Origin of the sequence: Nocardioides marmoriginsengisoli (assembly GCF_003725695.1) — a bacterium.
Taxonomy (GTDB): domain Bacteria; phylum Actinomycetota; class Actinomycetes; order Propionibacteriales; family Nocardioidaceae; genus Marmoricola; species Marmoricola marmoriginsengisoli.
Window position 1 is genome coordinate 1,115,126 of sequence record NZ_RJSE01000007.1, and the last position, 12,595, is coordinate 1,127,720.

The window sequence follows — 12,595 nt, forward strand, 5'->3', positions numbered from 1 at the left end:
AGTGCCACCTTTCTAGGTTGGCCGCGTGTCCAACCAACTTCGGCGCAACCTGACGGAGCGTCTCCTCGTGATCGGCGGAGGTGCGGCCGGGATGTCGGCCGCCTCGGCAGCACGCAGGACCGACCCGGACCTTCCGATAACCGTCCTCGAGTCAGGTCCCTACTCCTCCTATGGTGTCTGCGGCATTCCCTACTATCTGGCCGGCGTGGTCGCGAACGCCGCCTCCTTGATTGCGCATCCGCCGAGCGAGTTCATTGAACGCCGCCGCATCGACCTGCGCCATGGAGTCGAGGCCGTGGCGCTCGACCTCGACCAGCGCACCCTGCAAACATCGGACGGCGAGACACTGGACTTCTCGACGCTGGTCTACGCCGCAGGCGCTGAACCGATCGTGCCGCCGACCGCCCGGACGCGAGACCCGAGAGTCGTGACGGTCCGCAGCCTCGCTGACGCGATGGTGCTGCGCGCCCGGCTCCCCGAGGTGGCCCGAGCCGTGGTCGTCGGCGCGGGCTACGTCGGGCTCGAGGTCGCGGACAGTTTGGCCCAGCGGGGCGTGAGTACGACTGTCGTGGACCGGCTGCCGCGCGTGATGCCGACCCTCGACGAGGTCATTGCGGAGCGCGTCGAGGCCGAGGTGCGCAAGCACGTCGAGCTAGACCTCGGTTCCGGCCTCCGAGCGCTCCAGCTGCGCACCGACGCGGTGGTCGTCGAGCTCGACGACCACGAGTTGGCTGCAGACCTTGTCGTGCTCGCGCTCGGCGTGCGACCCCGTACCGGCCTGCTCGCCGACGCCGGCCTGGCAACAACGCAGGAGGGTGCGTTGCTGGTCAACGCACGAATGCAGACCTCGCACGCCGGTGTCCTCGCCGCCGGCGACAGCGTCGCGCACCACCACCGGGTCCTGGACGCCCCGGCATATGTGCCGCTCGGACCTGCCGCGAACAAGACCGGCCGGGTCGCCGGAACCGTAGCAGCCGGCGGGGACGCTACCTTCGCCGGTGTGGTGGGGACGGCCGTCGTTAAGGTCTTCGACCTCGAAGTCGCACACACCGGGCTGTCGCTCGAGCAGGCCATGGCCGCAGGCCTAGACGCCGTAGCGACCGATGTGACCGCTATGTCGCGCGCAAAGTACTACCCGGACTCGGCAGCGCTGCATGTGCGGCTCGTCCACGAGCGCAGTAGACGTGTACTCGGGGCCCAGATCGTCGGAACCGACGGCGCGGCCAAGCGGATCGATGTCGTCGCAGCGGCCTTGCACTTCGGCTCGTTCATCGATGACCTGGCCGGCTTCGATCTTGCCTATGCGCCGCCCTTCTCCCCCGTCTACGACCCGATCACCCAGGTAGCTCAGGCTGCCCAGCGCGAGGCGAACCGCCCGTCAGCAGTCCTCGGGCGCGTCGGACGATGAGCAGAGTGGCCGCCGTCACCGGTGCCGGCAACAGCATCGGACCCGCAGCGCTCCAGTCCCTGGAGGAGGAGCACCTCCAGGTCGGGGCACTCGACTTGGACTGCGGGGCCATTGCGTGGTGACCGGCAGGCTGAGCGGAAAAGTGGCCCTGATCACAGGTGGTGGGGCAGGGATCGGCCGCGCCACAGCCCGCCTCTTTGCGGCCGAGGGAGCGGCGGTCGGTGTTCTCGACGTCGACCGAGTTGCTGCGGCCCAGGTCGCGGACGAGTTGGCGGCGACGGGGGGGCGGGCCATCGCTGTTGCGGCGAACGTCTCGGTCGATGCTGAGGTCCGCGAAGCCGTTCGAGCGCTTGTGGAGTCGCTGGGTCCGGTGAACGTGCTCTACAACAACGCGGGCGTCGCCAGTACCGGCGCAGTGGATGTCGCCGACGAGGACGACTGGGACCGCTGTATGGCGATCAACGCCAAGGGAACCTTCCTGACTTCCCGCGCCGTGTTGCCGAGCATGCTGGCGGCCGGAGGTGGCTCGATCATCAACCAGGCCTCGGTGGCTGCGATCGTGGGTGTTGCCGACTTCGCGGCGTACTGCGCAGCGAAAGGCGCGGTACTGGCCTTGACCAGGTCCATGTCGGTGGACCTGGCGCCACGGGGCATCCGCGTCAATGTCATCGCGCCGGGCACCATCTACACCCCGATGATGGAGCCGCTGCTGAAGGCGCGCGGAGGCGGAGACGTGGAGCGCGGGCTTGCGACAACACTGGAGAAGTACCCGATCGGCAGGCTCGCCCAGCCCTACGACATCGCGGCCGCCGCCTTGTACCTCGCAGGCAGCGAGTCGGCCTTCGTCACCGGCTCGGTCCTGACCGTCGACGGCGGAATGACCAGCCAATGAAGGAAGAAGGAGCACGATGTTCGTCGATCACGACAAAGTAGGCGATCTACCGTCGGCCGCTGCCCGGGTGTCCGACGGGGACATGGTGGCGCTGGGCGGCGGCCTGTCGGCTCGGCTGCCGATGGCCCTCGTCCGCGAGCTGGTTCGGCTCGGCCGGCAGGACCTGCACCTCGTGGGCTCAGCCCACGGCATGGACGTGGACCTTCTCGTCGCCGCCGGGGCGGTCGCGGTCTGCGAGGAGAGCTACGTGGGCTTCGAGCAGGATCTTGGGCTCGCCCCTTCCTACCGGCGCGCAGCGGAGGCAGGCCAGCTGGAGATCCGCGAGACCTGCTGTGTAACGATCCTGACCCAACTGCGCGCCGCGCAGATGGGTCTCCCTTTTCTCCCAGTTCGCGGAGTGAAGGGGACCGACATCCGTCGAATGCACCCGGACTACGCCGAGATAGTCTGCCCCTTCACCGGCGAGACTCTCGTGGCCGTGCCGCCGCTTGAGCCAGACGTTGCCCTGATCCACGCCCCGATGGGCGACAGGGTTGGGAACCTGCACCTGGAGCAGCCCTACGTGCTCGACGAACACTTCGCCCGTGCCGCTCGACAGGTCGTGGCCACCGTCGACCGGTTGGCCACGACCGAGGAGGTCGTCGCGACCGGCGTCACCATCCCAGGACACCGCGTGTCAGTTGTCGTCGAGGTTCCGTTCGGGGCTCACCCGACCTCCTGCTACCCCGGGTACGCCTACGACCGGCAACACCTGGCGGCATACGTCGCGGCGGCAGGCCAGGCCCAGACGGCCCAGGATTACCTGGCGGAGTGGGTAACGCGACCCGGCGGCGAAGATGCCTACCGTGCGGCGCTGGACCAGGACCGACTGGACCGGCTGATGTCTTGGTCGGACACAATCGAGGAGTGGAAGGAGCTGTTCGTATGAACTGGAACCTGCCTGAGTGGTTCGTGGTCACGTTGGCCCGGACGATCTCCGACCGCGAGGTCGTGTTCCACGGCTTCGGGAGCCCTTGCGCGCAGGTGGCCATGCACGTTGCACGCCGAACGCACGCGCCGAACATGCTGCTTATCGAAGGGGCCATGTACGCCGTCAACCCGGCCCCACCCTTCGTGCCGCCGACCAGTAACGACCAGGCTCTCAAGTATGGGGCGGCCTACAGCATGCGCTTCGAAGAGTTCTTCGACGCCGCTTGCCGGGGCGAGGTCGACCGAATGTTTCTTTCCGGCGGCCAGATCGACCCCTATGGCAACACCAACGTGACCGCTATCGGGCCGATGAACAGGCCGAAGGTGAAGTTGGGCGGAGGCGGAGGCGGCTGCAACATCTCGGCAACCATCCGGCACCTCACGCTCTGGACGACCCGGCACCGCTCTGGCCGGACGCTGGTGCAAGAGTGCGACTTCATCACCGACGTCGGCCATCGCACGCCAGCTGGCAGCAGGGTCGACCTTGGCTACACAGGCGGGGGACCGGCGCATCTGGTCACCGAACTGGGGGTGTTCGACTACGGCGACGTTGGACGCGCCCGCCTGGTTCAGATCTTCCCGGACGTGACCCTCGATGAAGTGGAGCGCTCGACCGGTTTCGAGCTCCAGGTTTCCCCGGACCTGGGCACGGTGCCTGAGCCGACCGAGGAGGAGCTTGAAATCGTGCGCGCCGTTGACCCGCTCGCCGTACATGCCAGTGAGTTCGACCCTTCCGAGCTCGACCGCACCTTCACGTCCGAGCCTGCGATTGCCTGAGAATGAGATGACACCTAGTAGTGACCAGCAGGTGTCTGAGCCAAGATCCCTGCGGGCGCTCTTCGAGCCCCGTCGCGTGGCCGTGGTCGGCGCTTCCGCACGCGAGGGGAGCGTCGGCAACTTGGTATGGAGGAACCTCTCGTCATTCGAGGGCGACGTGGTGCCGGTCAACATCCGCGGCGGTGAGCTCGAGGGGCACCACGTTCACCGTTCACTACGTGAGGTGACGGGGCCGCTCGACCTGGCAGTGGTGACCGTTCCCGCAGAAGCCACTCCAGGTGTCATTGCCGACGCCGCGGCAGCCGGAGTCGGTGCCTGCATCGTGCTAAGTGGCGGCTTCGCCGAAGCGGGTGAGCACGGACGCGTCCTGCAGGAGCAGCTGGTCACGCTCGCCCGCGGGGCCGGAATGCTGCTGCTCGGACCCAACAGTCTGGGATTGCAGGTGGTTGGTACCTCCCTGAACGCGTCATTGACCCGCGAATCGATCGCCGTCGCAGGGGGTGTCAGCTTGGTCACTCAGTCGGGCTCGTACGCAATGTCCCTGCCCGTGCTGTCCGCGGACGATGGGTTCGGATTCGCCATCGGGTGTTCGATCGGCAACAGGTCCGACATCGACGAGGCTGAGGTACTGGGTCACCTGGCAGCACGATCCGACACACGGGTGGTGTGCCTTCTGCTTGAGTCAGTAGGCGCCGGGGAGGCGCTCCTGGAGCAGGTTCGGGCGCTTGTGCCTGACAAGCCGGTGGTGGTGACGCTTCTGGGCCAATCCCCCTCCGGGGCCCGGGCAGCCGCCTCACACTCCGCGGCGCTCGCCACCAGCAGGCGGGTTTGGGAAGACGTGCTCGTCTCGGCCGGAGCCATCGTGACCCGAACCGGACTGGAGATGCTCGACGTCGCGGCGTTGCTTGATGCAGGACCCGTCCCAGGCGGCAACCGCGTGGCCGTCGTGACCAACTCTGGTGGCATCGGCACGGAGCTGACGGACCTACTCCAGGCTGAGGGACTGGAGGTGCCCGAACTCTCGGACACACTGCAGCAGCGGCTGGCCCGGGATCTCCCTTCATATGCAAGTCCCCGCAATCCCGTGGACATCACACCGGTCTGGTCACGCTTCGCCGACCTCTACCCGTCGCTTGTCGAGGACCTAGCCCGGTCCGGCGAGGTAGATGTAGTGGTGGCCGTCTTGTTACAGCGCGCGGCCGACCATGCGGTCGCAGAGCGGCTCGTCGATACTGTTCAAACGCTGCGCCGTGACGGTGTTCCGGTCACCGTGTGTGTGTGCTGGGTCGCCGCGCAGTCGCAGCGGCCAGTTGCGGCCATGCTTCGACGCGCCGACGTGCCAGTCCTCGAGTGGCCAGAGCGAACCGCCCGGGCTATCGGACATGCGGTCCGCTTTGGTCGGCTCCGGTCCGCGCCAGCTGTCCTGCACCCCACCTCCGCCGAGTCCGGTGCGGACACGCCTCCGGGATTGGGATCCGACCCTGCTGTCGACCTGGCGTTCGCCGCCGATCAGGGGATCCCCCTTGTGCCGGGCACCCTGTGCCGCGACGAGAAGGCGGCGGTCGAGGCCGCAGCGGATCTCGGCTACCCCGTTGTGGTCAAGTTGCAGCATCATTCGATCACACACAAGAGCGATGTCGGCGGTGTGGTCCCCGGTCTGCGTGACGCGAACGAGGTGCGGGCCGCGGCCCGGCGACTTCTCGGGTCCTACCAGGACGCGCAGGTACTGATCCAACCAATGGTCGCCGGAGTCGAGCTTTTGGTTGGCGGGTTGCGAGACCCGACCTTCGGTCCGGTTGTCGTCGTCGGCCTGGGTGGCGTGTTGGTGGAGATCCTCGATGACGTACGTTTCGCAGCCGCGCCATTGTCGGAGCCGGAGGCCCGCGCCCTGCTACGAAGCTTGGATGGCGCCGCAATCCTCGATGGGGTGCGCGGCTCGCCCGGCGTCGACGTCGCTGCCGTCGCCCAGCTCGTGTGCCGCATGGGTGACTTGATGGTTCGGCATCGTGATCTGGACGCCTTGGAGCTGAACCCGGTGCTGGCCACCCCGGCAGGCTGTGTGTGCGTCGACGTCCGCGTGTCCACAGCCACTCCCGAGCGGCCCAACAACCGTCGACCATTTAGTCCTCCGAGGACGGAGCCGGGGAAGGTTCGGTGCCCCTAAGTTCGCAGCGCGTCGAGACTCCGACGCCACGGCCGATACCGGCCGTGCCCCGAGGAAGAGGTGCTGCATGACCACGTCCGAACTGGATCTCAACCACCCATTAGCCGTCGAACCCGCACCGGTCTGGGCCGGGGACCCCTCAGTCCTGGGACTGCCTTCCTTCATCGTCGGTTCCACCGCACTTGGGCTGGTGCTGGTCGGGTACGTCCCCCCAGCAGCCGCCGGCGCCTCGTTGGCGATCTTGATCGCCGCTACCGGGCTCGGGCTGACCATCGCGGCCATCTGGGCGGCCGCAATCGGCCAGAGCGTTGTCGGTGCCGTATTCGGAATCTTCGCCGGCTTCTGGCTCAGCTACTCAATGCTCGTCCTAGGCCTCACCCACAACTGGTTCGGCATCGCGGCCGAGGATGCAGTCAGGACCCAGGAACTGTTCCTCATCAGCTGGCTGGCGATGATCATCATGGTGACCCTCGTGACCTTCCGGCTCCCCCTGGCTTTCACCCTGCTCTTCGTACTCGTGGACCTCGCGCTCCTGCTCGTCCTGCTCGCCACCGCACAGGGATCCATCGGGCTACAGAAGACCGCCGGCTACGTGGTGTTCGCGTTTGTCCTCGTCGGCTTCTACCTCTTCTTGAGTGCCTCCTCGGCCGCCACCGGCGGCAAGCCGCTGGCGCTGGGGCGACCGGTGCTCCGCTGAGCTTCGCCGCCCTGCTCGGTCGGGCCGGTCATCGTTACTGCACACGCGCCACTCCGCGTGTGCGGCAACACCGTCTCGCGGCATGTCGTTTTCACGCCGAAGCCCAGCCCCTCAGGCTGTCCAGCGGTTCGCAAGTCCTGCTCGACGTCGTGGTGGTGAGTTCCCGGGCAGCCCGAGTCCCCAGCGTCGAGCGTCCGCGGTGGAAGGCTGAGCGATGGCTGTCGATACCGGGCGCCCGGTCACGGCGTCTGGTGACGAGCCGCCGGCGGCACCTTTCCGCGCAGTAGACCCTCGCGTACCGCAGCATTCCTCAGTATGAGTACCGCAGCGAACGCAAAGACGACCTCAGCCCCGAACGCCGCCACCATCAAGATGTGGGGCCGACCATCAAAGACCATGCTCACAGGGCGACCCGCTGCGAGGCCGCCCATCAAAGGGAGACAAGCTGACCGGACAGGAACGCCTGCAGGTCCTCGACGGAGAACTGACGGTGCTGCGCACCGATGCCCGCGCACCGGCCGACCGCGACAAGTACCCCGACGACCCCCGCAACTGGATGGGCTTCAACGTCGAGCACAGCGACGAGGAGCTCGAGGCGGCCAGCCTGCGCTGGTGGCGCTCGGACCCCCGCCGGGTGGTCGACAACGAGCTCTTCGCAGTGACCGTGGCCACCTTCCCCGTCGCGGTCTACCGGATCCTCGGTACCGCCGGGAGCATCGCCTCGGAGAGCCGAACGTCGTTGGAGCCTTCAATTTCCTGGGCCAGCGCAGCAGGTTCACGCCCAAGCGCGATGTCCAGCGCTACTTCCTCGACTCGAACCGCGCGGTGTATCGAGACGGCGCAGCTGACCTTGCCTGCGAACTCGAACCTCGAAGTGGCACGGTCACGGCACGTCTGGGGGCCATGTTCCAAGACGTCTTCAAGACGAGCTACAGGACCTGAATGGCTACGACTTGGAGTTGCTTGAGCTGCTGTTCAGGTCCGATGTCCGTGTGACGGCCGTGGGCGACCCCCGCCAGCAGACGTTCTCAACCAACCAGAGCATCAAGAACAAGGCCTTGAAGGGCGAGGGACTCGTGGGGTGGATCAAGGACAAGGGCGATGTTTGCGAACTGCCGATCCAGAATCATTGCCACCGCAGCAATCAAACGATCTGCGACTTCGCGGACGCCCTGTTCGCCCACATGCCGGCGACCGTCTCGATGAACGACAGCGTCACTGGGCATGATGGATTCTTCTCTCTGGCGCGAGCCCAAGTGCCCGACTACTACGAGGCCCCACCATCCCGTCGTGCTCCGCTACGACCGTAACACCGACACTCTCGGTCTTCCTGCCAAGAAATTCGGCCTGTCTAAGGGAAGCACCCACGACAGAGTTCTCAACTTCCCTAGGAGTGGTCACTGATTGGACACTGGTCGAGTCTCATCGGGAACCAGAGGCCCTCCATCTCTCGGCGTACTGCACCCAAGGGATGATCCGTTGAGACGACGTGACCGTACGCGTGTGTATCGGGCGACGGAGTCGCAGCATCCTGCGTGGCCCGCTCGACCTCTTGGAATGCTCGTCAGACCGGGCGAAGTCGAACCAGGTCCGGCGTCAGCTCCTTCACGGACCTGACACCGAGGAGGCGCAGGGTCCGTGCCATCTCTTCAGCGAGGGAGGTCGTTGACTCGCCGGACGCCGGTCTCACCTGCGGCCATGAGGCCGTAGAGGTAAGCCCTCCCGATGAGAACCGCATCGGCGCCAAGCGCGAGCGCGGCAACGACGTCCGCACCGGACATGATGCCGCCGTCCACGAACACTTGGGCTCGATCCCCTACCTCACTGCGCACCTCTGGAAGAATCTCGAGCGGAACCGGAGAGCGGTCCAGGCGATCCCGCTCAACACAAGGCGAAGCTCGACGCATCGGCAGGGTCCGCAACATAACCAGCGACTGGACATAGAACCGGTTATGTGGACATCCACATAACCGGTTGGGCGAGCGGCCTGGGGAAACGGACCGGGAGTAATCCCGACACCGCGCCCCAGGCCGACTCAACCGATCGCTCGGGTTCACGCGGGGTGAAGCCGGGAGGTTGATCGTCCGTGTCGGCGGAGTCTGAACGATCGCCGGACAAGGCTGTCCGGGTGGGCAGGGCGGGTCACCGGCCGCGTCGTCGTCAGCTGTGTGAACCTCGAGCTCTCGTCGAAGATCCGCCGCCGGCGCGCAGCCTGGACCGTCCAGTCGAAGGGGTCCTGTCCCCTCGCTTCCCCGGAGATCTCCACTTCTGTATCGCGCTGACAAGCGGGCCGTGCGACATGTCCTCCGGGGTGCGTGCGCTGATGATGCTTCGTCCCAACGGGCCGGTTCGGTGTGTGCGCCCGGGAGTGCACGATGGCGCCATGACCACCACCATCGCCACTAGGCCATCCGTACAGGACGACGCGGACGAGGTCGAGCGCGTCGTTACCGCCGCTCGTGCCGCCGCCGAGCTGATCGCGGGCTGGGACCAGGATCGGGTTGACGGCCTCGTGACGGCGGTTGCCTGGGCCGTCGTGCGCCCGGACCACGCGCAGGCGCTGGCCCGCCTGGCTGTGGACGAGGGCGGCTTCGGAACGTATGAGGACAAACTGATGAAGATCCAGCGGCGCGTCACCGGGCTGCTGGCCGACATGCGCGACACGCGGACCGTCGGCGTGGTCGAGGAGCTCCCGGAACGGGGCTTGGTCAAGATTGCAAAACCCGTAGGTGTGGTGGCGGCGCTGATTCCCACCACAGGTCCGGATGCGACGCCCCCGATGAAGGCGATGATGGCACTGAAGGGCCGCAACGCGATCGTCGTGGCTCCACATCCCCGGACCCGCAAGACCAGCGAGTTAGCTGTCGAGCTAATGCGGGCCGCCTGCGCCCAGGTTGGCGCACCCGAGGATCTGGTGCAGAGCTTGCCCGCTCCCTCGATGGGCAAGACGACTGCTCTCATGCAGCAGGCCGACCTCATCGTCGCCACGGGCGGTGCAGGCATGGTCAAGGCTGCCTACAGCTCCGGCACCCCGGCGTACGGGGTCGGCGTCGGAAACTCGGTACACGTCGTCGACCAAACCGCAGATCTCGACGATGCCGCGGAGATGATTGTGACCGCGAAGACCTTCGACCTGGCGACAAGTTGCTTGGCCGACAACTCGCTCGTGATTGAGAGCACGGTGTACCACGCACTCATCGACCGCCTCCAGGCTCGACACGGCCACGTCTGCAGCCCTGACGAGAAAGCTGCTCTGCAGCATGTGATGTGGCCTGACGGGGGAGAGATCCCCGCACTCGAGGTGATCGCCAAGCCGGCGGCGACGATCGCTGCGCTCGCCGGCTTCGAGGTGCCTCCGGAGACTGCGTTTCTAGTGGTCGAGGAGGACGGCACGGGCCCGGAGCACCCGTTCTCCGGGGAGAAACTCTCCGTCGTCCTCGCGGCGTACAGCTACACCGGCGGCATCGATCAGGCGGTCGCGCTGGTCAACGCGATCACGACCTACCAGGGCCTTGGACACACCTGCGGCATCCACACGTCCCGCGACGAGCACGTCGAGGCGCTCGCAGTAGGCACCCAAACGGCGCGCGTGATGGTGAACCAGAGCCTCAACGAAGGCGCGGGCAGTCCGCGCAACGGGCTGCCGTTCACGCTGAGCCTGAGCTGTGGAACCTGGGGCGGGAACGTTACCACCGAAAACGTGAATGCGCGTCACTTCGTCAACCTGACCTGGGTCTCCCGCCCAATTCCGCCTCGCGTGATCGACGAACAGGACCTGTTTGCAGCTCACTGGGAGCGGAACGGACAATAATCCTGTTCGTCCATGGAGGACATAGAACAACCCTTCTTTAGTCCTGCCATGACTGGTTTGCGCACCGCAGGATCGCTAGCCTAAGTCTGCAATGGACCGAACAGACGCGATCGGTAAGACGGGTCAAGAAGCCGACAGTGGCGGCAGCGTAGCTAACCCGTCTCCAGTCGCGATGCGCGAGCAGCTGACGAACATGCGTGGGCTGCTGGTGTTGTCCATCCTGATGACGGAGAGCCCCGACGAGGACCAGATCCTCAACCTGGCGGCGTCGTCCGCCGCGTCGTTGGGATCGTGGCGGGTGCAGGCGTTCGCCTTCGTCGAGGAGGGCACGCTCTGGACTGCCGCCCGCGGGGCTGTGCATCGGCAACGGATCCCCGACGACCTCGCGGTGGCCCTCTCCCGGCTTGGAGAAACCGGGGGTCGACTGTCGTGGCCTGTGGCTCCTTGGACATACGCCTCTCCCATGCGGACCCCGGGCGGGATGTTCGGGCACCTCATTGCCTCCGCTGACCACCCGCCGAGTCAGGAGGATGGGTTCCTGATCAAGGTGGTCGCCCAACAGACCGCCGTGGCCGTGTCGAACGCCCGGCTTCGGGCGCTCGAACGCCGGCAGACCGTCGAGCTCGAGTCCGCCAACGCGGCTTTGGAGCGGACCGTGGCGGATTTGCGGCGCGGCGCCGAGATTCACGGCCGGATGACGGCAGCTGTCGCGTCGGGCGAGGGGTCGAGCGGCATCGCCCAGATCCTGCACGAATTGTCCGGGCGACCCGTCGTGATCGAGGACCGCTATGGAAACCTGCGCGCCTGGGCCGGGCCGGAGGAACCTACGCCGTACCCGAAGTTGCCAGCGCGAGAGCAGGAGGCTTTGGTGCGCAAGTTGGGGTCCCAGCCGAGATCTCTCCGTCACGGAGGACGAGCCGTTGCGTTGGCCTCTCCGCGACCAGGCGTCGTCGGACTGGTTGCAATCGTCGACCCAGACGACTCATGTGACGCGGCGGACATCATGGCGCTCGAGCTCAGCGCCACGGCGCTCGCCGTTGAGCTCGCGCGGGTGCGAGGCCTTGCGGACGCCGAGATCCGGCTGCGTCGCGATCTGCTGCACGATCTGCTTGCGGGGATCGATGACGAGAGCGCCTATGCCCGCGCAGACGCGCTCGGCTACGACCTTGGGACCGCGCACCGTGTGCTGCTGGTTGACTGTCCCGGCTCGGCGGGGAGCGAAGACGACGTACTGCACGCCGTGCGTCGGGCGATGCGCGAGCTCGGGATCACCGGCTTGCTCGGCACTTTGACCGGTTCGGTTGTGATCGTCACCAGCGCTTCGGGCGGCTGGGAGCCGCTGCGCGAGGTCATCGTCCGAGAGCGAGGCGCTGGCCAATGCAACCTGAGCTCCGGCAGTGCCCGCAGGCGCCCTTCCGAGATGCCAGAGTCCTTGCGCGAGGCGCAACTGGCCCTGCGCCTGCATCAGGTCTCGGGAGGTGCGCCGCGCGCTACCGAGTACGACGACCTCGGGGTCTTCCGCATGTTCGCCGCACTTCCCGAATTGGGGCACGTGGACGCCTTCGTCCGCACTTGGCTCGGGGCGCTGATCGACTATGACGCGGGCAAGGACGCCGATCTGCTGCACACGCTCACCGTCTATCTTGCCGAAGGCGGCCACTACACCGAGACGGCGGCGGCGCTGACAGTGCATCGCAGCACCCTCAAGTACAGGTTGCAGCGGATTCGGGAACTGACCGGGCTCGACCTGAACGACCCCGAAACCAACTTCAACCTACAACTCGCAACGCGCGCTTCGCTGGTCCTGCAGGCTGTTCACCACTGACTTGGCCTGCGCCCAGCAGGGCGGACGTGCCACTGACTTTCGCCCCCGCAGG

Annotated in this window: 12 protein-coding genes; 11 read left to right on the forward strand and 1 reads right to left on the reverse strand. The window is 66.6% G+C overall.

Annotated features, from left to right (window positions below):
• Positions 1-25: 25 nt before the first annotated feature.
• The 9 genes from EFK50_RS13940 to EFK50_RS13970 all read left to right on the forward strand — a co-directional run bounded on the left by EFK50_RS13940 (position 26) and on the right by EFK50_RS13970 (position 8,217).
• The gene (locus EFK50_RS13940) at positions 26-1,408 is read left to right on the forward strand and encodes an FAD-dependent oxidoreductase (protein WP_246004154.1); all 1,383 of its coding nucleotides are present in this window, start codon (positions 26-28) and stop codon (positions 1,406-1,408) included.
• On the forward strand, positions 1,405-1,530 hold the full coding sequence (locus EFK50_RS22840; protein WP_281274032.1) for a hypothetical protein: 126 nt from the start codon (positions 1,405-1,407) through the stop codon (positions 1,528-1,530). The genes EFK50_RS13940 and EFK50_RS22840 overlap by 4 nt, the downstream gene beginning before the upstream one ends.
• Entirely contained in the window at positions 1,527-2,300 is a 774-nt protein-coding gene (locus EFK50_RS13945) for an SDR family NAD(P)-dependent oxidoreductase (protein WP_123228671.1), read from the forward strand. The genes EFK50_RS22840 and EFK50_RS13945 overlap by 4 nt, the downstream gene beginning before the upstream one ends.
• Positions 2,301-2,316: 16 nt before the next feature.
• On the forward strand, positions 2,317-3,228 hold the full coding sequence (locus EFK50_RS13950; protein ID WP_123228129.1) for a CoA transferase subunit A: 912 nt from the start codon (positions 2,317-2,319) through the stop codon (positions 3,226-3,228).
• Positions 3,225-4,046: a CoA-transferase subunit beta gene (locus tag EFK50_RS13955; protein WP_123228130.1), complete on the forward strand. Its 822-nt coding sequence runs from the start codon at positions 3,225-3,227 to the stop codon at positions 4,044-4,046. Before EFK50_RS13950 ends, EFK50_RS13955 begins: the two co-directional genes overlap by 4 nt.
• Positions 4,047-4,122: 76 nt before the next feature.
• The gene (locus EFK50_RS13960; RefSeq protein ID WP_246004155.1) at positions 4,123-6,210 is read left to right on the forward strand and encodes an acetate--CoA ligase family protein; all 2,088 of its coding nucleotides are present in this window, start codon (positions 4,123-4,125) and stop codon (positions 6,208-6,210) included.
• Between the two features lie 67 nt (positions 6,211-6,277).
• Positions 6,278-6,907, forward strand: a complete 630-nt coding sequence (locus tag EFK50_RS13965) for a GPR1/FUN34/YaaH family transporter (protein WP_123228132.1) — start codon at positions 6,278-6,280, stop codon at positions 6,905-6,907.
• 490 nt (positions 6,908-7,397) lie between these two features.
• Entirely contained in the window at positions 7,398-7,874 is a 477-nt protein-coding gene (locus EFK50_RS21895) for a hypothetical protein (protein ID WP_148046169.1), read from the forward strand.
• Entirely contained in the window at positions 7,867-8,217 is a 351-nt protein-coding gene (locus EFK50_RS13970) for a hypothetical protein (RefSeq protein WP_148046170.1), read from the forward strand. The genes EFK50_RS21895 and EFK50_RS13970 overlap by 8 nt, the downstream gene beginning before the upstream one ends.
• A 339-nt stretch (positions 8,218-8,556) precedes the next feature.
• Here EFK50_RS13970 and EFK50_RS22695 read toward each other — a convergent pair whose 3' ends face one another.
• Positions 8,557-8,739: an alpha-hydroxy-acid oxidizing protein gene (locus EFK50_RS22695; protein ID WP_246004156.1), complete on the reverse strand. Its 183-nt coding sequence runs from the start codon at positions 8,737-8,739 to the stop codon at positions 8,557-8,559.
• Between the two features lie 551 nt (positions 8,740-9,290).
• Between EFK50_RS22695 and EFK50_RS13980 the strand changes: the two genes are divergently transcribed.
• Positions 9,291-10,718, forward strand: a complete 1,428-nt coding sequence (locus tag EFK50_RS13980; protein ID WP_123228134.1) for an aldehyde dehydrogenase family protein — start codon at positions 9,291-9,293, stop codon at positions 10,716-10,718.
• Between the two features lie 172 nt (positions 10,719-10,890).
• On the forward strand, positions 10,891-12,543 hold the full coding sequence (locus tag EFK50_RS13985) for a PucR family transcriptional regulator (protein ID WP_183407823.1): 1,653 nt from the start codon (positions 10,891-10,893) through the stop codon (positions 12,541-12,543).
• Positions 12,544-12,595: the final 52 nt, after the last annotated feature.